At 60.0% G+C, this 20228-nt stretch carries 21 protein-coding genes; 12 read left to right on the forward strand and 9 right to left on the reverse strand.

The genetic code is table 11. The features are described 5' to 3' along the window. Position 1 precedes the first annotated feature (1 nt). Positions 2-541, forward strand: coding sequence for a peptide deformylase (gene def, locus AC3I65_RS05925; RefSeq protein ID WP_047228342.1), 540 nt, complete (start codon positions 2-4; stop codon positions 539-541). A 121-nt stretch (positions 542-662) separates the two neighbouring features. On the opposite strand, the gene AC3I65_RS05930 is transcribed toward def, so the two are convergent. The 3 genes from AC3I65_RS05930 to gntR all read right to left on the reverse strand — a co-directional run bounded on the left by AC3I65_RS05930 (position 663) and on the right by gntR (position 3112). After that, positions 663-1085 carry a GNAT family N-acetyltransferase gene (locus AC3I65_RS05930; RefSeq protein ID WP_274090907.1) on the reverse strand — a complete coding sequence of 141 codons (423 nt, stop codon included), beginning with the start codon at positions 1083-1085 and terminating at the stop codon, positions 663-665. A 281-nt stretch (positions 1086-1366) separates the two neighbouring features. Then, positions 1367-1921, reverse strand: a complete 555-nt coding sequence (locus AC3I65_RS05935) for a hypothetical protein (protein ID WP_076386038.1) — start codon at positions 1919-1921, stop codon at positions 1367-1369. Positions 1922-2080: 159 nt separating this feature from the next. Further along, positions 2081-3112: an HTH-type transcriptional regulator GntR gene (gene gntR, locus AC3I65_RS05940; RefSeq protein ID WP_047228339.1), complete on the reverse strand. Its 1032-nt coding sequence runs from the start codon at positions 3110-3112 to the stop codon at positions 2081-2083. A 215-nt stretch (positions 3113-3327) separates the two neighbouring features. On the opposite strand from gntR, the gene AC3I65_RS05945 reads away from it, so the two are divergent. Together AC3I65_RS05945 and AC3I65_RS05950 are read left to right on the forward strand one after the other, a co-directional pair. Beyond that, positions 3328-3861 carry a gluconokinase gene (locus AC3I65_RS05945; RefSeq protein ID WP_076386036.1) on the forward strand — a complete coding sequence of 178 codons (534 nt, stop codon included), beginning with the start codon at positions 3328-3330 and terminating at the stop codon, positions 3859-3861. Positions 3862-3953: 92 nt separating this feature from the next. Beyond that, positions 3954-5306, forward strand: coding sequence for a GntP family permease (locus tag AC3I65_RS05950; RefSeq protein WP_488523543.1), 1353 nt, complete (start codon positions 3954-3956; stop codon positions 5304-5306). A gap of 168 nt (positions 5307-5474) precedes the next feature. Here the strand turns inward: AC3I65_RS05950 and alaC are convergent, their stop codons facing one another. Beyond that, on the reverse strand, positions 5475-6692 hold the full coding sequence (alaC, locus tag AC3I65_RS05955; RefSeq protein WP_076386034.1) for an alanine transaminase: 1218 nt from the start codon (positions 6690-6692) through the stop codon (positions 5475-5477). 210 nt (positions 6693-6902) lie between these two features. Here alaC and AC3I65_RS05960 point away from each other — a divergent pair, with 210 nt between their 5' ends. Both AC3I65_RS05960 and AC3I65_RS05965 read left to right on the forward strand, forming a co-directional pair. After that, complete coding sequence (locus AC3I65_RS05960; RefSeq protein WP_047228335.1) at positions 6903-7568, forward strand: LysE family translocator; 666 nt, start codon at positions 6903-6905, stop codon at positions 7566-7568. A gap of 75 nt (positions 7569-7643) precedes the next feature. Continuing rightward, complete coding sequence (locus AC3I65_RS05965) at positions 7644-8132, forward strand: GyrI-like domain-containing protein (RefSeq protein WP_047228334.1); 489 nt, start codon at positions 7644-7646, stop codon at positions 8130-8132. Positions 8133-8265: 133 nt separating this feature from the next. On the opposite strand, the gene AC3I65_RS05970 is transcribed toward AC3I65_RS05965, so the two are convergent. Further along, positions 8266-8751, reverse strand: a complete 486-nt coding sequence (locus tag AC3I65_RS05970) for a GNAT family N-acetyltransferase (protein ID WP_047228333.1) — start codon at positions 8749-8751, stop codon at positions 8266-8268. 141 nt (positions 8752-8892) lie between these two features. Here AC3I65_RS05970 and AC3I65_RS05975 point away from each other — a divergent pair, with 141 nt between their 5' ends. The 4 genes from AC3I65_RS05975 to AC3I65_RS05990 all read left to right on the forward strand — a co-directional run bounded on the left by AC3I65_RS05975 (position 8893) and on the right by AC3I65_RS05990 (position 11478). Then, entirely contained in the window at positions 8893-9327 is a 435-nt protein-coding gene (locus AC3I65_RS05975) for a YybH family protein (protein WP_188252325.1), read from the forward strand. Positions 9328-9394: 67 nt separating this feature from the next. Beyond that, positions 9395-9739 (forward strand): YciI family protein, encoded by a 345-nt coding sequence (locus AC3I65_RS05980; RefSeq protein WP_092397118.1) that lies wholly within the window; start codon positions 9395-9397, stop codon positions 9737-9739. A gap of 27 nt (positions 9740-9766) precedes the next feature. Continuing rightward, complete coding sequence (locus tag AC3I65_RS05985) at positions 9767-10243, forward strand: SRPBCC family protein (protein ID WP_047228330.1); 477 nt, start codon at positions 9767-9769, stop codon at positions 10241-10243. Beyond that, entirely contained in the window at positions 10243-11478 is a 1236-nt protein-coding gene (locus tag AC3I65_RS05990; RefSeq protein WP_188252326.1) for an RNA polymerase sigma factor, read from the forward strand. The genes AC3I65_RS05985 and AC3I65_RS05990 overlap by 1 nt, the downstream gene beginning before the upstream one ends. 213 nt (positions 11479-11691) lie before the next feature. On the opposite strand, the gene AC3I65_RS05995 is transcribed toward AC3I65_RS05990, so the two are convergent. From AC3I65_RS05995 to AC3I65_RS06010, 4 genes are all read right to left on the reverse strand, one after another. Beyond that, entirely contained in the window at positions 11692-13026 is a 1335-nt protein-coding gene (locus AC3I65_RS05995; protein WP_047228328.1) for an imelysin family protein, read from the reverse strand. 264 nt (positions 13027-13290) lie between these two features. Beyond that, the gene (locus AC3I65_RS06000; protein ID WP_188252327.1) at positions 13291-15342 is read right to left on the reverse strand and encodes a putative bifunctional diguanylate cyclase/phosphodiesterase; all 2052 of its coding nucleotides are present in this window, start codon (positions 15340-15342) and stop codon (positions 13291-13293) included. A gap of 304 nt (positions 15343-15646) precedes the next feature. Then, positions 15647-16243, reverse strand: coding sequence for a superoxide dismutase (locus AC3I65_RS06005; protein WP_047228326.1), 597 nt, complete (start codon positions 16241-16243; stop codon positions 15647-15649). A 175-nt stretch (positions 16244-16418) separates the two neighbouring features. Further along, positions 16419-17021: a LysE/ArgO family amino acid transporter gene (locus tag AC3I65_RS06010; RefSeq protein ID WP_047228325.1), complete on the reverse strand. Its 603-nt coding sequence runs from the start codon at positions 17019-17021 to the stop codon at positions 16419-16421. Between the two features lie 97 nt (positions 17022-17118). Here AC3I65_RS06010 and AC3I65_RS06015 point away from each other — a divergent pair, with 97 nt between their 5' ends. From AC3I65_RS06015 to AC3I65_RS06025, 3 genes are all read left to right on the forward strand, one after another. Beyond that, positions 17119-18012, forward strand: a complete 894-nt coding sequence (locus AC3I65_RS06015; protein ID WP_047228324.1) for a LysR family transcriptional regulator ArgP — start codon at positions 17119-17121, stop codon at positions 18010-18012. A gap of 56 nt (positions 18013-18068) precedes the next feature. Next, complete coding sequence (locus tag AC3I65_RS06020) at positions 18069-19061, forward strand: NAD-dependent epimerase/dehydratase family protein (protein ID WP_047228323.1); 993 nt, start codon at positions 18069-18071, stop codon at positions 19059-19061. A gap of 108 nt (positions 19062-19169) precedes the next feature. Further along, entirely contained in the window at positions 19170-20054 is an 885-nt protein-coding gene (locus AC3I65_RS06025; RefSeq protein ID WP_076386024.1) for a coiled-coil domain-containing protein, read from the forward strand. The last annotated feature ends 174 nt before the right edge of the window (positions 20055-20228 follow it).

A 20228-nucleotide genomic window follows, 5' to 3' on the forward strand; every position in this document is an offset into this window, starting at 1 on the left:
CATGATTCGTGAAATCCTGAAAATGGGCGACGAACGCCTACTGCGTATTGCCCCGCCGGTGCCGCCGGAAATGTTCGACAGCCCAGAGTTGTGGCAGTTGATCGACGACATGTTCCAGACCATGGAAAGTGTGGGCGGCGTCGGCCTGGCCGCGCCGCAGATCGGTGTCGACCTGCAACTGGTGATCTTTGGCTTCGAGCACAGCGAGCGTTACCCGGACGCCGAGGCGGTGCCCCAGACGATCCTGATCAACCCGCTGATTACGCCATTGGGCCCACTGATGGAGGAGGGGTTCGAGGGCTGCTTGTCGGTGCCGGGCCTGCGCGGTGCGGTCGATCGCTATCAACACATTCGCTACGAAGGCTTTGACCCCAAAGGCGAAGCCATTGTGCGCACGGCCTCGGGCTTTCATGCGCGGGTAGTGCAGCATGAGTGCGACCACCTGATCGGGCGGCTGTACCCCTCGCGCATCACCGATTTCAGTAAGTTCGGCTTTACCGAGGTCATGTTTCCGGACCTGGACCCGGCGGCGGACGACTAGCCTACGCAAACCCTCTGTGGGAGCGAGCCTGCTCGCTATAGCGGTGAGTCAGCTATGAAGCTGTTGACTGACACGCCGCTATAGCGAGCAGGCTCGCTCCCACATTGGATTGTGATGCGCTTCAGGATTGTGTTTTAGGTTCCATCCCCATCGCAATCATCGGCTTGCTGCGCGCATAGCGACTCAGGCGCTCGGCCATCGCATAAGGCAGCACGGGGTCGAAGCTGAACCCCTGCCGCTCATAAAAGCCGCGCAAATCAGGATGGCAGAACAACCAGACCGGTCCTTCCACGCCTTTCACCGCTTCGTCGATCAAGCGCGCCGCGATCCCCTGCATGCGATACGCCGGGTCGACAAACAACCCCGTCAGCCAATGCCCACCCGATACCGCTCGCAAGCACAGGGCCGCGATGATTTCATCCTGCCGCGCCACCCACAACTGCGCTTCACGCACCGCTTTCATTGAAGATTGGTGGGCGCGATAAAACTTGTTCATCAGCGGCCACAAGGGTTCATCGAGCCGCGTGTAGTGGATCTGGGACATGGCAAAGTCAGGGGCGGTGAAGGGGAGGGTGATTATAAAAGAACATGTCGGCGGCGATAGGTGTATACCTGACTTCACATCCCGTATGAGTGGAGTACGTATCATGGCCAAAGGCATGGATTCAAAAAAAGCGGCAAAGAAAAAACCGGCGAAGACCGCCGATGAAAAGCGCGCCGACAAAAAGGCCAAGAAGGTGAATCTGTTCGGTCATTGAATCGACGCCAGCGGGCGATGGGCCAGGGATGCATCCCGGCCATCGGCCCGCTGACCCCCGCAGCCTATCAAAGCGAGGCGAGGAACATGTCCGTAGCCGGGTCTTTGCCGGAGGTGCGACTTTCCTGGTCCTTCTCGACCTGCGCCATCGCCGTCTTGTCCTGCATGCGCTGGGCAATCTCCTGACTGACCGCCAATTGCTTCTCGGGCGGCATCGCCTCGAACTCCTCCTGGGTGATGCCCATCTCTTCAAGAATGCTGTCGCGCAGACGCTCTTCAGGCGTCTTGCTCATGTAGTCCTTGAATGCGTCCAGAGCAGAGCTGCCCTGTGTCTTGGCCTCATCGGAGGCTGATGAAGCAACGGTCTGCAACTGAACCCGGGTCTTGGCAAACGCTTCATCAACCTTGTCGCTGATGGCGGTGGCGGCATTGACCTGCTGTGTGGCTTGTCGCGCGATCGAAGCCTGCACCTGCGTGCTGCCCTGGCTGGCCTGAGCCTGGACGTTATCGCGCAATGCCTGCAGCGCGGCGCTTTGCAGGCCGCTGGCGGCTTCTGCGGTGGGATCCTCGCCCGGACGCTTGGGCAGCAAAATCATCGTTTGCTGTTGTGCACTGACCAACATGATGGATACCTGCGGTTATGGCTGAGCCATGTGCAGGAGCAAATCCCATGCCGCCGTCGCGAGCCCTGGATCCAAAGGCCTGTGTAGCGTATGCCGGCGATCATGGCGGCCAATCCTTGCCGTCGGACGGCATGGATCGACCGCACATGACCGTCGGGCTCAGGTGCTTTCGCGAACCTTGAGTTCAAATCCCATGTCCACCACCGGCTGAGCGATGCGGTTGCCGGCCATCAACGTGAGCATCTGTTCGGCGGCGCGCTGGCCGATGGCTTCCCGTGGCGTGCTGATGCTGCTCAGGCGCGGCACCATGTGGGCCGAGGCGGGCAAATCGTTGAAGCCCAGGACCGCAACCTGTTCGGGAATCTTGATGCCACAGCGCAGGGCTTCGAACAGCGCGCCGTGGGCCAGGTCGTCGTTGCCGAAGAAGATTGCATCGACGTCCGGATGGCTGGCGAGTAACTGCAGGAACAGTTCGCCGCCCAGGCCCACCGAGGATGGCCGTGGGGTCAGCAGTTCCAGATCCGGGTCGTACAGGCCGGCTTTCTGCAAAGCACGGCGAAAACCTTCGCCACGCAGCAACGTGCGCTGGTCCAGTTGTGCGCCGACATAGGCCAGGCGCTTGCGACCCCGGGAGATCAAGTGCTCGGCCGCCGTCTCGCCGGCCTTGAGTTGCGAAAAGCCGACGCAGTTAAGGCCCGCACCGGGGTCCAGTTCCATCATGTACACGCAGGGAATGTTGCTGGCCTCGATCATGCGCCGGGCGCTTTCGGTACGGTCGAAGCCGGTCAGCAACAGACCGCGTGGCTGATAGGCCATGTAGTTGCGCAGCAGGTCTTCTTCTTCGTCCCGGGAATAGTGATAGTTGCCGATCACCACTTCGAAGCCCTTGGGCCTGAGCACACGATGAATGGCTTCCAGGGTGTCGATGAACAACAGGTTGGACAACGACGGCACCAGCACCACCACCGAATGGCTCTGGGCCGAAGCCAGGGCGCGGGCGGCGGGGTTGACCACGTAGTTCAGGTCGCGGGCGGCCTGGCGGACTTTTTCCACCAGGCTTTCGGCAACGGTGCTGACGCCGCGCAGGGCACGGGAGGCGGTGATAGGACTGACACCGGCCAGGCGTGCGACTTCGTTGAGCGTGGGGCGACCGGTGGTGCGGGTATTCTTATCGTTTTTAGTGACGGTCATCAGGGCGGCTTGCCAAACAAAAATCAAGGCACTAAGGTAGCGCTGTCTCGACGCGGCTGCAAATGCGTGAGCGGGGTTTGCCTGAGCCCTGACCGTTAGCGTTGTGAACGAACATGCTGCAACCACAAAAATGACAAGAAGGCGTCGGCAACTTCTGCTTTTGCTCTGGTGTCACAACTTGCAAAGGTAGCGCTGTCTGCGCGCTGAGGTGTTACATGAATAATCCCATCACCGCCCTGGTCATCATGGGCGTTGCCGGTTGCGGCAAGACTTGCGTCAGCCAGGCCCTGTGCCAGTTGAGCGGCGCCACCGCCATTGAAGGCGACACTTTCCACCCTGCGGCCAACATCCAGAAGATGAGCGCCGGTATCCCCTTGAACGACGACGACCGTGCCGGCTGGCTTGACAGCCTGTGCGACGAGTTGCGCCGTGTCGATGCGATGGGCGAGCGTCCGGTGCTGACCTGTTCGGCCCTCAAGCACAGTTATCGCGAGCGTCTGCGCAGTGCCTTGCCGGGCCTGGGCTTCGTATTTCTTGAGTTGACCCCTGAAGTGGCCGCCGACCGCGTGTCCCATCGTCCGGGGCATTTCATGCCGTCGACCCTGATCGACAGCCAGTTTGCCACCCTTCAATCCCCTGTTGGCGAGCCCCTGACCCTGGCTCTGGATGCATCCAGCCACAGCGTCGATGAACTGGCTCATCAGGCTTATGTCTGGTGGGTGGATCACGGTTTGAAGCTGGCCAGTTGAGTTGCAAAAAATTTGCGTCAGAAAGATAGCGCTGTCCCGACGGCTTACAAATAACCGCTTCAATAACAACAACAAATCAGGAGACACCTCCCATGTTCGGCATGTCCCACGAGACGTTTCTGCTGCTTGATGCAGTGGTTACGGTGATCGGACTTATCGTCCTTATCACCAAGTTCAAACTCCACCCGTTCATTGCACTGACCATCGCGGCCGCTTTTCTGGGCCTGACCTCGGGCATGCCGATCGGCACCATCATCAAGGCGTTCCAGGACGGCTTCGGTGGCGTGCTGGGCTTTGTCGGCATCATTCTGGCGTTGGGTACGATGCTCGGTAAAATGATGGCCGAATCGGGCGGGGCCGATCAGATCGCCCAAACCCTGATCCGCGCCTTCGGCAAGGATAAAGTGCAGTGGGCCATGATGTTCGCCGCCTTCCTGGTGGGCATTCCGCTGTTCTTCGAAATCGGTTTCGTGCTGCTGATCCCGCTGGTGTTCATCGTGGCGCGTCGCACCGGTGTCTCGATCATCAAGATCGGTATCCCGCTGCTGGCCGGTCTTTCCGCGGTCCACGGCCTGGTGCCACCGCACCCGGGCCCGCTGCTGGCGATTGGCGTATTCGGTGCCGACATCGGTAAAACCATTCTCTATGGCCTGATCGTGGCGCTGCCGACGGCCATTATTGCCGGGCCGATTTTCGGTACATTCATTGCCAAGCATATCCCCGGCCATCCGAATCAGGAGCTGGTGGACCAACTGGCACGTGAGACCGATGCTGCCGATCTGCCGAGCTTCAACATCACGCTGATCACCGTGCTCTCGCCGGTGTTCCTGATGCTGCTCAAGACCTTTGCCGATGTGGTGTTGCCTGAAGGCAATTTCTTCCGCACGTTCATGGACCTGATCGGGCATCCGATTTCTGCACTTCTGTTGGCATTACTGCTGTCGCTGTACACCTTCGGCTACAAGCAGGGCATCGGTTCGAGCCAGATACTCAAGTGGCTGGACGCGAGTCTGGCACCGACTGCGGCGATCATTCTGATCATCGGTGCAGGCGGTGGCTTCAAGCAGATGCTGGTCACCAGCGGTGTGGGTGATGTGATCGGTCACATGGCGGTGAGTGCGCAGATTTCACCGATCCTGTTGGCCTGGCTGGTGGCGGCGGTGATTCGCATCGCCACAGGCTCGGCGACCGTGGCAACCATTACGGGTGCCGGGATCGTGGTACCGGTGGTCGGGATGATTCCGGGTGTGAACCGTGAGCTGCTGGTCCTGGCGACCGGTGCCGGTTCGCTGATCCTGTCTCACGTTAACGATGCCGGCTTCTGGCTGGTCAAGCAGTACTTCAACATGACCGTGGCCGAAACCTTCAAGACCTGGACCGCGATGGAAACCATCCTGTCCGTGGTAGCGCTGATCTTCATCCTGTTGCTGTCGCTGGTGATCTAAGCGACGACGCATCACCCATTGTGGGAGCGAGCCTGCTCGCGATAGCGCACTGACCGTCAGCAACGAAGTCGACTGTCATGCCGCTATCGCGAGCAGGCTCGCTCCCACATTGGCTTCTGGTGATCTGAAGATCCAGAGTGGGAGCAAACTCCCACATTGATTTTGGTATCAGGCGTTCGGTTTGCTTACCAACCCATCCGCCCGAAACATCCCGCGAATGCCGCGAACGGCCTGGCGAATCCGGTCCTGGTTTTCGATCAGTGCAAAGCGCACGTGATCATCGCCATATTCACCGAACCCCACCCCCGGCGAGACGCAGACCTTGGCTTCGGCCAACAGTTTCTTGGCAAACTCCAGCGAACCCAAGTGTGCATAAGCCTCGGGGATCTTGGCCCAGACGTACATCGACGCCTTGGGGTTTTCCACCATCCAGCCCAGTTCATGCAGGCCCTTGACCAGCACATTGCGGCGCTGGCGGTACTGTTCGGCGATATCACGCACGCACTGCTGATCGCCTTCAAGCGCGGCGATGGCCGCCACTTGCAGCGGTGTGAAGGTGCCGTAGTCGTGGTAGCTCTTGATCCGCGCCAGGGCGTTGACCAGTTCCGGGTTGCCCACCATGAAGCCGATACGCCAGCCAGCCATGTTGTAGCTTTTGGACAGGGTGAAGAATTCCACGGCGATGTCTTTTGCACCCGGCACCTGCATGATCGACGGGGCTTTCCAGCCGTCGTAGACGATATCGGCGTAGGCCAGGTCGTGGATCACCAGCACGTCGTACTGTTTGGCCAAGGCGATGACCCGTTCGAAGAAATCCAGCTCCACGCATTGCGCGGTAGGGTTGGACGGAAAGCCCAGGATCATCATTTTCGGCTTGGGAATCGAGCCGCGAATGGCGCGCTCCAGCTCGTCGAAGAAATCCACCCCCGGCACCAGTGGCACCGAACGCACCTGGGCGCCGGCGATCACTGCGCCGTAGATGTGGATCGGATAGCTGGGATTGGGCACCAGCACGGTGTCGCCCTGGTCCAGGGTCGCCAGCATCAGATGCGCCAGGCCTTCTTTGGAACCGATGGTGACGATGGCTTCGGTTTCCGGGTCGATGTCCACCTCGTAGCGGTCCTTGTACCAGCGCGAAATGGCGCGGCGCAGGCGCGGTATGCCTTTGGAGGTGGAGTAACCGTGGGTGTCTTCACGCTGGGCGACGGTGACCAGCTTTTCCACGATATGTGGCGGTGTGGCGCCGTCGGGGTTACCCATGCTCAAGTCAATGATGTCTTCGCCGCGCCGACGCGCAGCCATCTTCAGCTCGGCAGTGATATTGAATACATACGGGGGGAGTCGATCGATGCGCGCAAAGCGGCGCGGCGAACCTTGGTTGGCCATTATTGCCTCGAGATACGTGAGCGCCCGGAACCGTCCGAGCGACGTTGGCCACTGCGGTGGCCTGCGGCGCAAGATAAAGGGGCTGATGGCCAATTGTCCAGTAGCGGCGCGCAACTATTTTCGACGACACTGTCGATCCGCTCAGGGGACTTTCAGTAACACCTGCGCACTGCACGACTCGCCCTGTTCAAAAAACGAATGGACTGAATGATGGAATTTTCCAGCGGTTTCCTGCTGAGCCTTTCTTTGTGCCTGGACATTGGCGTGGCCAATATCGCGATGATTACCCTGGCCATGCAACGTGGCTATTTCCAAGGTTTCGCCCTGGGCCTGGGCACATGTGTGGGGGACCTGGTCTACGCGGTCCTGGCCTTGGCCGGCATGACGGTGCTGCTGCAATACGAAACGGTGCGCTGGGTGCTGTGGATCGGCGGCTCGGTGGTGCTGCTGTATTTCGCAGCGAAGATGATTCATTCGGCGATCTATCACCATGCGGCGTTGGCCGAGGCTGGCGAGGTGCGGAGTCATTCATCCGGGCAGGAGTTTTTTCGCGGGATTTTCCTGGCGATGTCGTCGCCCAGTGCCATTCTCTGGTTCGCGGCGGTGGGCGGCACATTGATCGCTCGCTCGGGCGGCGGAACGATCCTCAGCTCGGCGCTGTTCCTGAGTGGATTTCTCTGTGCCGGACTTCTCTGGTGTGCAGGCCTGTGCCTGGCAGCAACCCAGGGCGGCAGGCTGCTGGGGGATAAACTGTTGCGCTATTGCTATTGGGCATCGGCCGCCATCTTCTGCTATTTCGCGGTGTACGTGATTGTTTCTGGCTACAACGAGTTTATCGGGAAAGTGGCGCCGGCCGTTGTGCCTGGACTCGGATAAGCGAAACGGGCCTGGCAATCTTCATCAGGCTTCTATACTGCAACACCCGACCTCACGTTTCTGGAGTGTTGACGCATGGAAAAGCACGAACCCGATAACGCAGCCGAACCACGCTTCGAACACGGACGTTTTCAGATAATCGCCGGTTTTGGTGGCTGTTTTACCCCGGACACCGCCGAGGATATCCCGCTGCTCTGGGAAAAGTTTTTGCCCTGGCTCGGTAAAGTGCCAGGGCAGAAAGATGAGGTCACCTATGGCGTGTGTTGCAACCCGGACGGGAAGGGTGGGTTTGAATACATTGCCGGCGTGGAAGTCAGCCGGCTCGATGACTTGCCTGAACAGTTGCGCTGGATCGAAATACAGCCTGCGCACTACGCAGTGTTCGAACACAAAGGCCCATTGAAAGCCCTGCCGCAGACGTTCCACTACATCTGGAAAGAGTGGCTGCCGCGATCCGGCCACACAGCTGCCGAGGCCCCGGAGTTCGAACGCTACAGCGAAGACTTCAACCCCAGGACCGGCGAAGGCTCTCTGGAAATCTGGATTCCTCTCAAACCGAGCTGATTGCCATCCTCTCGGCAATGCAAACCGGTGGGAGCGAGCCTGCTCGCGATAGCGGTGCCACATCCAACATTCATGCAAGCTGGCCCACCACAATCGCGAGCAGGCTCGCGCTCACAGACAGGTTATGTCCTGGTCAAAACACCAGCCCCATCCGCCGCTCATAACCGATGCGGCCCTTGTACGCTTCGCCACTGTCGACCCAGCCCAACCGGGTGTACAGGCCGATGGCCGAGACGTTGTCGGCGTCGACCGAAAGCTCCAGTCCCCTGATTTGCGGCCATGCCGCCTGAGCCGCGGCAGGAAGCGCTTGCAGGCAGGCCTTGCCGTAACCCTTGCCCTGGGCCCGATAATCGACTTGCAGGGCGTGCAGGGTGGCGCTGTGTTCGTTGGCCCAGGCGGGCAGTACTGGCGGGCGCTTGAGTAACAGGAACGCCACTGGCACCTCGCCAGCCAGCAACGCAAACCCTTTGACGCCAGGGCCGGGCCTGGACAACAGCGTGTGCAGTGCGCCGTGGATATCGCCGGCGAACTTGATCTGTTCGGGGTGGATTTCGATGGCTTCGACCTGCGTGCGCTGCAGCTCGGTGAGGTCTTCGTAGGGTACGAGCTGAGCGGTCACAAAAGCATCCGTTGTTTGCCGACAGAATGGGCCTGGGATTCTAGCGAATTTTTTCTTTGAATTATTTTTGTTTGGGTTGTCGATTCGCAGTTTCTCTAAACGACAAAGGGTGTCTTCAACAAAAACCTGCGGAGAATCACCATGAATACCCAAACCACCGAAACCGAAATCAAGGCCTTGATCGAGACTTATCGCCAGGCTGTCATGGAAAAAAATGTTGAAAAAGTCATGGCGCTCTATGACGACAACATCGTTTCGTTCGATGCCATCCAGGCCCTGCAATTCAAGGGCAAGGTCGCTTACCGGGCCCATTGGCAGGCGTGCATGGAGATGTGCCCCGGACCGCACAAGTTCGACTTCCATCAAGTCGAGATTACCTCGGCCGACACGATCGCCTTCGCTCACTGGCTGGCCTATTGCGGCGGTACCAACGACAAAGGTGAGGAGCAGGCTTGCTGGATGCGCACGACCGCCTGCTATCAACGGGTGGCCGGGCAATGGAAGATTGTCCACGAACACTGGTCCGCGCCGTTTGATCCGATGGCCGGTACGGTGATGTTCGACCTGCAGCCCTGATCGTCGGTTTTTTCGCTGAGCGCTTTTCTGCGGTCCATAGTTGATCAGTTCGATCACGGAGCTTTCCATGAAGTACTTATGCCTGGTCTATAGCAACGAGCATGCGCTGCACAACTCACCCGACAGCCCGCAGGACGCTGAATGCATGGCCTACGCCGAGTCGATCCAGGGCAGCGGTCGTATGATTGCCGCCGAGGCCCTGGAGTCGGTGCAGACCGCTACCACGGTGCGCATGCGCGGCGGCAAGTTGTCGATCACGGACGGTCCGTTTGCCGAAACCAAGGAGCAACTGGCGGGCTTCTACCTGATCGACGCCAAGGACCTGAACGAAGCCCTCCAGGTCGCCGGCAACATTCCGGCGGCCCGGGTCGGCTGCGTCGAGGTCCGACCGGTACGTCAACTGAATCCCTGAACAACAATCACAAACAGGATTTCATTCATGAACCTCAAACCTGCCGCGTTCGAGTTATCCATCAGCCGAGTGATCGACGCCTCGCGCCAGAAGATTTTCCGCGCCTGGACCGAGCCGGCGCTGCTTGTCCAATGGTGGGGACCCCACGGCATGACTACGCCGGAGTGCGAAATGGAGCTGTGGGTCGGTGGTCAGTTTCGCACCCTGATGCGTGCCCCGGACGGCAGTGAATATCCGACCATGGGCGTGTTCCTGGAAATCGTCGCCCCGCAGCGGCTGGTCTTCACCGATGCGTTTGTGCCCGGCTGGATCCCCTCCGGCAAAGCCTTCATGACCGGCGAAGTGTTGCTTGAGGAGATGGGCGATAAAACCCTTTACACCGCCCGCGCCCTGCACTGGAACGAAGAAGACCGCCAGGCCCACGAAGCCATGGGCTTTCATGACGGCTGGGGCCAGAGCCTGGATCGGCTCGAAGCGCTGGTGACCCAGGGCATGCCCGACTGATGTCGGCCGAAGAAGTCAGTGCACGGGTCGAGCAGGTTTATCGGCAAGACTCGCGGCGCATCCTGGCGACGCTGATTCGCCTGCTGGGGGATTTCGACCTTGCTGAAGAGGCCTTGCACGAGGCCTTCTTCATCGCGGTCGAGCGCTGGCAGCGCGACGGTGTGCCGGACAATCCTCGGGCCTGGCTGGTATCGGCCGGGCGCTTCAAGGCCATCGACAGTTTGCGCCGGCGCGCTCGCTTCGCGGCGAGCCGGCCGATGCTGATTGCCCAGCTCGAAGAACTGGAGCAGAGCGACTGGAGTGATGAGGACGTGGAAGACGATCGCCTGCGGCTGATCTTCACCTGTTGCCACCCGGCCCTGGCCGCTGATGCCCAGGTGCCGCTGACGTTGCGGGAAGTGTGCGACCTGACCACCGAAGAGATCGCCCGGGCTTTTCTCGCCGCCCCGGCGGCCATCGCCCAGCGCATCGTGCGGGCCAAGGCAAAAATTCGCGATGCGAAGATCCCCTATCAGGTGCCGTCCCGCTCGGAACTGCCCGAGCGGCTGGACAGTGTGTTGCGAGTGATCTACCTGGTATTCAACGAAGGCTATTCGGCCTCGATGGGGGCTGAGGTGACGCGTGAAGATTTGACCCGCGAAGCCATCCGCCTGGCCCGCCTGTTGATGGAGCTGTTGCCTGAAGCCGAGGTCATGGGGCTGTTGGCGTTGATGCTGCTGCACGAGTCGCGGCGGCGAGCACGAACTTCTCCCGGCGGTGAACTGATCCTGCTGGATGAGCAGGACCGGTCCTTGTGGGACGCCGACATGATCGCCGAAGGCTGCGCCCTGGTGGAAGCCGCGCTCAATACCCGAAGGTTCGGGCCTTATTGCCTGCAAGCTGCGATTGCGGCAGTGCATGCCGAAGCCCCCACGGCGCAGGAGACCGACTGGCCGCAGATCGTCGGCCTCTATGACGTGTTGCTGCGTGCGGTGCCTTCACCGGTGATCGAACTCAACCGCGCCGCGGCCCTGGCCAAACGCGATGGACCGCAAGCGGGCTTGCAGCGGATCGACGCGATTCTGGACCGGGGCGAGTTGCTCGATTATCACCTGGCCCACTCGGCGCGGGCAGAACTCTGCCGGCAGTTGGGACGCGTGGAGGAGGCGAGGGCGGCATATCGACGCGCGCTTGAATTGACTCAGCAATTGCCGGAGAGGCGGTTTATCGAGGGGCGGCTTGCGGGGTTGCGGTGATCACCACAAGCGATGAAATCCTGTGGGAGCGGGCGTTGTGGTGTGCATCGTATTTATGAACAGCTGAAACCACTGTGGGAGCGAGCCTGCTCGCGATAGCGTCATGTCAGTCACATTGCTGTTGGCTGAAACATCGCTATCGCGAGCAGGCTCGCTCCCACAGGGTTTTATGGCTTGGCTGACGGGCATAACCCGTCAGTCAACCAGCCTTGATCAGAACTCGTGATCAGCGCTGTCCGGGTTCAGGTCGCTGATGCCCAGTTTGCCCGCGGCCTGTTCGATCGCGCCGGTTTGCTTGACCAGTGCGGCAATGGCGTCGCGCACGACCTGGTTGCCAGCGGTGTTGCCCGCAGCGATCAGTTGGTCGTAGTGCTCACCCTTGTTGGCGTGATCGACCATGACCTGGATCTTGGCTTCGGTGTCGGCCAGGTCGGCCTTGAGGGCGTTGTCAGCGGCCGGGTCAGCCTTGGCCACCAGGGACGACAGGCTGGCGCCGGTCATCTTGGTGCCGTCGACGCGGGTGTATTCGCCCAGGTAAACGTTGCGTACGCCTTTGGCGTCGTAGAAGTGCGAGTTGTGGGTGTTGTCGCTGAAGCAGTCCTGCTCGTCTTCTGGCGAGTTGGCTTCCAGGGACACCTTCATGCGTTCGCCCGCCAGTTCACCCAGGGACAGGCTGCCCATGCCGAACAGCATCTTGCGCAGGCCGGTTTCGGCAGGCTCGGCTTCCAGGGTGGCGCGGTAGTTGTCAGCCACGTTTGGCTTCCAGTTGCCGACCATTTCTTCCAGATCGCTGACCAGCAGTTGGGTCACGGCCTTGAGGTAGGCGCGACGACGGTCGTTGTGACCGCCAGTAGCCCCGGCACCTTCCAGGTAATCGGAGGCCGGACGCTTGCCGGCACCAGGGCCGGTGCCGTTGAGGTCTTGGCCCCACAGCAAAAATTCGATGGCGTGGTAGCCGGTGGCGACGTTGGCCTCGGAACCGCCCAGCTCGTTCAGGCTGGCGAGTTTCTCCGGGGTGATGTCTTTCACGTCGACCTTGTCTTCGCCTACCTGGACCTCGGTATTGGCGATGATATTGGCGGTGGCGCCCGGGTTACCCAATGCGTGCGCGTAGGAGGTGTCGACGTAGTCGATCAGGCCTTCATCCAGCGGCCAGGCGTTCAATTGGCCTTCCCAGTCGTCGATGATGGTGTTGCCGAAGCGGAACACTTCGCTTTGCAGGTAAGGGACGCGCGCAGCGACCCAGGCGGCCTTGGCGGCGTTGAGGGTCTCGTCGTTCGGTTTGGCCAGGAACGCATCGATCGCGGTTTGCAGGGTTTTCGCGGTGGATTCGGCATCGCTGTAGACCGCATGGACGATGTCGGCGTAGTGCGCGACAACGGCCTTGGCAGCGGCTTCGTCGATTTTGCCGGCTGCGGCTGGGGCGGCGGTGCTGGCTGCAGGCGTGGGCGCTTGCGGCGCGGCGGCCTTGTCTTTGCCTTCGCCGCAACCGGCGAGGGAAATAGCGATGGCCAGCAAACTGGCGGTAGCCAGAGGCATACGAATCATGGCGAACATCCTGCTTCGGTGATGGATGGGACAGGCGCGAGGTGCGCAAAGCTGCGACATAATGCGAAAGATTTGCATTATGTGTAAAGGGTTGTAGCTGTAAATATTTCTTATTTGTGATGCGGCGCGGGCAGCCTTCCGTAGGCGCCGCCGAGCTAAGCGAGGCTGCGATCTTCCCCCAGACACTTGAAGCTCAAGTGAACAAACCAAAGAGCGCAGGCTTCGCCAGCGCCTGCAGAAGCATGACCACCCAGGGAGAAAGAATCAGATGATGGAGACTTTGCTGCGCTGCGCCTGCTTGAGATAGATGCCCAACTCCCGTGCCGGCAGCGGTTTGCTGTAGTAGTACCCCTGACCTTCATGGCAGCCCTCGGAGATGATGTAGGCTTCCTGCTCGACCGTCTCCACCCCCTCGGCGATTACCTGCATCCCCAGGCTCTTGCCCAACTGGATGATGGCCCGGACGATGGTCGCGTCATCCTCGTCATCGAGCAGGTCCTGGACGAAGCTCTTGTCGATCTTGATCTTGTCCAGCGGCAGGCTCTTGAGATAACTCAGGGACGAATAACCGGTCCCGAAGTCATCGATGGCAATCAGCGCGCCGGAGCGGCGCAGGCTGAGCAAATGCTGGGCGGCTGTCGTGATGTCTTCCATCAGGCCGGTTTCCGTGACCTCCAGCTCCAGGCTGCGCGGCGGCAGGCGGTACATCTGCAGCAAGTTGTTCACCACCCGCGGCAGTTCGGCATGGTGCAATTGTACGGTGGACAGGTTGACCGCCATGCGCAGGTCAACGAAGCCTTGGTCATGCCATTCGCGCAACTGTTTGCAAGCCTGATCCAGGACCCATTCACCGATGGCGATAATGGTGCCGTTCTGTTCGGCCAAGGGAATGAACAGGTCCGGCGGCACGAGGCCGTGTTCGGGGTGATGCCAGCGAATCAGCGCCTCGGTACCCACCACTCGCAGGTCGCGATAGCTGACCTGCGGCTGGTACACCAGGCTGAACTGCTCGAGGAGCAGAGCCTCGCGCAGGTCTTTTTCCAGTTCGCGCCGGCGGCGCATTTCACTGTCGACGCTGGCGATGTAGAACTGGTAGCGATTGCGCGAGCGGGCCTTGGCCAGGGTCATGGTCTGCTCGGCTTTCTGCAATAGCTTCTCGGTGCTGTCCCCGTCCTCGGGAAAGAGGGTGATGCCAATGGTCGCCCGTAGGCGGATTTGCTGATCATCGAGGATGAACGGCGCCTCCAGGTCATCGAGGATGCTCTGGGCCAACTCGGCGGCTTCGTAAGGTTGTTCGATATCGGCCTGGACCAGGGCGAACTGGTCGCCCCCCAGTCGCGCCAGCGCGCCAAGGCGTCCGCTGTGGGCTCGCAGCCTATCTGCCAGGGCCAGCAGCAACTGGTCGCCGGTTTGATAGCTGAACTGTTCGTTGATGCCCTTGAAGTCATCCAGCCCCACACACAGTACGGCCACCCGGCGTTGCAAGCGCCCGGCATCCACCAGGATCTTGTCCAGTTGCTGTTGAAGCTGTTGACGATTGGGCAGGCCGGTAAGGAAGTCATATTGGGCCATGCGCAGCAGGCTGTTTTCCGCCTCGTGGCGCAGGTGTGTATTGCGCTCGATGGAGGCGAGCAATTGGTTGGCGGTGTTGATCCAGAGCCCCAACTCATTTTGTTCGTGGCCGCGTAGCTGCGGGATCTTGTGTTCACTCGGCCGGTCGGGGTTGATTTCGGTCAGGTGTTCGATGATCCGCGACAGTGGTTTGGTCAGCAGCCAGTGATAGACCAGGTACAACACCAGGCCCATCGCCAGGGCTCGCAACATGCCCGATATAAAAATGATCACAGAGTTGACGATGAAACTCTGGCCGTAGGTGGCGGTGTCGAGAGTAATACTCAGGTCACCGTAATATTCACTGTAAGGCCCGCGACCCACCAGTTGCGTGGTGAATGTGCGTTCCTTGCCAAGGATCAGGTCGGTCAGCCAGCGACTTCCAGAGTGCTGCAAAGGCCGGGTTTTTTCGGCGAGCATGGTCTCGTGAGGGTGACCGATAGAAGCCATGCGCACCGCTTGGTCCTGAAACAACCCCTCGATCACTTGCATGCCCATCTCCCGGTCAAGGCTATAGACGGCCTGGGTCGAAGGGTCGCGGAACATATCAAGAATTCGTTGGGCATCGCTGGCGACGGCATGGTCGGTTTTGTAGGCATCGAAAACGATCTGGGCGCAGCTCAATACCACGCCGACGATCAATGCCGAAAGGAGCACGACCCGGAGCAACTTCACAGACAAGCTGTTCTTGAGTTCCAGCTTCAAAGAGGGGGTTCCTTGTTCCGTGCGAGTAGCGTCAAGTTGCCATGAGTATTGGCAATCCTGTGATGTCAGTCAAAGGGACAATCAAACACAAGGGTCTTCGCCTGAAACCTGGCCGTTATACGGTGTTTCCAGAGTTATTGCTCTACGACCATTGTGTCGGATGGAAGGGCCCCCAACTTGAGGCCTGGGTTTGATTTTTGTTGGATTTCAGACACGAGGTAGGGGGCCGGACAAGATCCGAGGGCTTTGTGCCAGCTAAAAAAAACCCGGCAAAGCGCCGGGTTCTTTTGTCTGGCATTACGGATCAAGCGGTGAAGGTCTTGCCTTCGAACTGCTCGGCCACGAACTTCCAGTTGACCAGGTTCCAGAACGCTTCGACGTATTTCGGACGAAGGTTGCGGTAGTCGATGTAGTAGGCGTGTTCCCAAACGTCGCAGGTCAGCAGCGGGGTGTCGCCGCTGGTCAGCGGGTTGCCGGCGCCGATGGTGCTGGCCAGGGCCAGGGAACCGTCAGCCTTTTTCACCAGCCAGCCCCAACCGGAACCGAAGGTGCCGACGGAAGTCTTGGTGAATTCTTCCTTGAACTTATCGAACGAGCCGAACGCACTGTTGATGGCGTCGGCCAGCGCGCCGGTAGGTTGACCACCGGCGTTTGGCGCCAGGCAGTTCCAGTAGAAGGTGTGGTTCCAGACCTGAGCGGCGTTGTTGAAGATACCGCCCGAGGAAGTCTTGACGATTTCTTCCAGGGTCTTGCCTTCGAACTCGGTGCCAGGTACCAGGTTGTTCAGGTTCACGACGTAGGTGTTGTGGTGCTTGTCGTGGTGGAATTCCAGAGTCTCTTTGGAGATGTGCGGCTGCAGTGCATCGTGTGGATAAGGCAGCGGCGGCAATTCGAAAGCCATGGTGATTCTCCTAATCAGGTCAGTTGCGGTGAGCGCAAGGCCGATCACGGGCGGCCAGACTAGCGCCGGGGAGTTTGTACTCATTGCGGCGCAGGAGTCGGATCATAGCACCGGGGGAACGGCATAACCACGCAACAACTGTGTGGGATAGAGGTTCCAGAGCGGTTTGGAATAATCAGCCAGAGACGATCAACTGTATGGCCACGCTGAACATCATCGTTGCCACCAGCACATCCAGTATCCGCCAGGTACTCGGCCGGGCCAGCCACGGTGCCAGCCATGCCGCACCGATTGCCAGTGTGAAGAACCACAGCAACGAGGCACTGGCCGCTCCCACGACATAGGCGCCAGGCACGCTTTGCTGGGCCCCGAGGGAACCGATCAGCAACACGGTGTCGAGATAGACGTGGGGGTTGAGCAGGGTCACCGCCAACGCACTGAGCAGCACCGCCCGTAACGAGCGCACGACCTGTTTTTCATCTTGTTGCAGGCTTTGTTTCGAACAGGCCCGACGCAACGCCAGGCTGCCATACCAGAGCAGGAACCCGGCGCCGCCCCAGCGGGCTATTGAAAGCAGCAACGGGCTTTGGGCCAGCAGTGTCGCCAGCCCGAACACCCCGGCGGCCACCAGCAACGCATCGCAAGTTACACACAGGGCGGCGACCGGCAAGTGATGTTCGCGGCGCAGGCTTTGCGCCAGCACGAAGGCGTTCTGAGCGCCGATGGCCATGATCAGCCCGAGGGCCACCAGTAGTCCGTTCATGTAGCTTTGCCACATAAATTACTCCCCGAGTAGGTATGAATGCGGGTGTCATTCTCTGGTGCAAAGCGGTATAAGAAAAACCAATATTGCTGATTGCTCATTAGGAAAACTGATGTTCGATTACAAATTGCTTTCCGCTCTGGCGGCGGTTGTCGAGCAGGCCGGATTCGAGCGTGCCGCCCAAGTGCTGGGTTTGTCGCAGTCGGCGATTTCCCAGCGGATCAAACTGCTGGAGGCGCGGGTCGGCCAGCCGGTGCTGGTGCGCGTCACGCCGCCGGCACCGACCGAAATCGGTCGCCGCTTGCTCAACCATGTGCAGCAGGTGCGGCTGTTGGAGCGCGACCTGCAAAGCCTGGTGCCAGCGCTGGATGAGGAGGGGCTGCCTGAGCGCCTGCGGATCGCCTTGAATGCCGACAGCCTGGCCACTTGGTGGGCGGTGGCCGTTGGAGATTTCTGCGCCGAACATCATCTGTTGCTCGACTTGGTGGTGGAAGACCAGACCGTCGGCCTCAAACGCATGCGTGCTGGTGAGGTGGCGGCGTGCGTCTGCGCCAGTGAACGTCCGGTGGCTGGTGCCCGTAGTGTGTTGTTGGGGGCCATGCGCTACCGGGCGTTGGCCAGCCCGGCGTTCATCGCCAGGCATTTCCCCGATGGGGTGCGCGCCGATCAACTGGCGCGCACGCCGGCGCTGGTGTTCGGCCCGGATGATTTCCTGCAGCATCGCTACCTTGCTTCCCTGGGGGTCGAAGGCGGTTTCGAACATCATCTCTGCCCGTCGTCCGAAGGTTTCATTCGGCTCGCCGAAGCGGGGCTTGGCTGGGGACTGGTGCCTGAGTTGCAAATGCGTGAGCAACTGGAGCGGGGCGAGTTGGTGGAATTGCTGGCAGATAAACCGATTGATGTGCCGTTGTACTGGCATCATTGGCGCAATGGTGGGCAGTTACTGGGTTTGTTGACTGAACGATTGATCAAGGCGGCAAGCAGCAAGCTCCAAGCGGTAAGTTGAAAGCGATTGGCTTGAAGCTTGTAGCTTGAAGCTCGAATCTGATTTTAGGAGTCTTCATGAAAATTCTGGTTACCGGCGCAAGTGGCTTCATTGGCGGGCGCTTTGCGCGTTTCGCTCTGGAGCAGGGCCTGGATGTACGGGTCAACGGTCGCCGGGCCGAGAGCGTTGAGCACCTGGTGCGTCGCGGGGCGCAGTTCATTCAGGGGGATCTGAGTGACCCGTTGCTGGCTCGCGACCTGTGCCTTGATGTTGACAGCGTCGTGCATTGCGCCGGTTCCGTGGGGCTTTGGGGCCGCTATCAGGATTTTCACCAGGGCAACGTCCAGGTCACGGAAAATATTGTCGAGGCCTGCCTCAAGCAGAAGGTCCGGCGTCTGGTTCATCTGTCATCACCGTCTATTTACTTCGACGGCCGGGACCATCTGGACCTGACCGAAGAACAGGTGCCCAAACGCTTCAAACATCCCTACGCCGCCACCAAATACCTGGCTGAACAGAAAGTCTTCGGGGCCCAGGAGTTCGGTCTCGAAGTACTGGCTCTGCGCCCGCGCTTTGTCACCGGCGCCGGCGACATGAGCATTTTCCCCCGGCTGTTGAAAATGCAACGCAAGGGCCGCTTGGCCATTGTCGGCAACGGGTTGAACAAGGTGGATTTCACCAGCGTGCAGAATCTCAACGAAGCGCTGCTCAGCAGTCTTTTGGCCGGCGAATCGGCCCTTGGCAAGGCTTACAACATCAGTAACGGCACACCGGTGCCGTTGTGGGATGTGGTCAATTATGTGATGCGACAGATGGAAGTCCCACAGGTCCGGCGTTATCGTTCCTACGGGCTGGCCTACAGCGTTGCCGCCCTGAATGAAGGTTTTTGCACGTTATGGCCGGGCCGTCCCGAACCGACGTTGTCGCGCCTGGGCATGCAGGTCATGAACAAGAATTTCACCCTGGACATCAGCCGGGCCCGGCATTATCTGGATTACGATCCACAGGTCAGCCTGTGGACCGCTCTTGATGAGTTCTGCGCCTGGTGGAAAGCCCAGGATGCCCGCTGATCGCCCCGTCATGAACCGAGTGCCAGGTTCGGGGTCAATCGGTGCGGCGGGCGAGGGGGTTATACTCGCTGCATCAAGCCAACACCGGTTTCCCAAAGGTTGAACCCAATGCCCATGCGTAACGATTCCAACGACGACTTCGATGATATACCGAGCTTGCGGATGCGGGCCGACATTCCCGATGACGATGACTTTCTGCCTGAGCGCGAACGCCCGCCCCACGTGCAAGCGCGCCCGGCACCCGTTGCGGCGGCCAAGGTCAAGGGGGCCAGTACCGGGCCACTGTGGGCACTGGTCGGTGCGCTGTTGTGTGCGCTTGCCTTCCTGGCGTGGTGGAGCTTCCAGCAGATTTCCTTGATGGAACAGCAACTGGTGGCCACCCAGGAAAGTTTCGCCCGTATCAGTGAAGATGCGGCGGGACGCTTGCAGGACATTTCCGGCAAGGTGGTAGCCGGTCAGTCCAATGTCATGAGTGACAGTGAAGCCTTGAAGTTGCAGATCAAACAGCTGGAAGGCAAGCTCCAGGAGCAGGGCAAGCAATTCGAAAGCAAGCTGCAGGAGCAGTACAAACAACAGATGGTCGCGTTCGGTCCGTCCGCCGACCTGGACAAGGAGCTGGCCCAGATCATTGCCCAGACCACTGAGCAGCAGAACGCCAGCACTCAGTTGCAAGCTTCCAACAAGGAACTCCAGGACCAGGTCAAGGCGCTGGCGGCTGAAGTTTCCGCCCTGAAAAACCAGGGCGAGGATGGTGCTCTCGATGCCCGGCTCAAGAGCATCGGTGCCGACATCACCGCCCTGAAACGCGCCACTTCCAACTCTGCCATCGAGCGTCTGGAGCAGGACGTGATCGTGCTCAAGAGCCAGCAGGACAACGGGGGCAACAACACCGCCGAGTTCGACGCCTTCCGCGGCCAGGTCACCCGCAATATCAACACGCTGCAAGCGCAGATCCGCAACCTGCAGCAGCAACTTGGCAGCCGGGCTCAGTGACGAAGCTGTAGTCGCGAGCGGTGGGTCAGTCAGTTTGCATCAATGGCTGATGTGCCACCGCCATCGCGAGCAGGCTCGCTCCCACATTGTGAGTCGTGCGCCTGCAAAGTGTTCAGCCGCTGCAAACCGGTGGGCTTGCCGATCCTTGCGCTGATCGGCAAGTAGGACCAGACA

Source organism: Pseudomonas sp. N-1-13 (genome assembly GCF_057787095.1).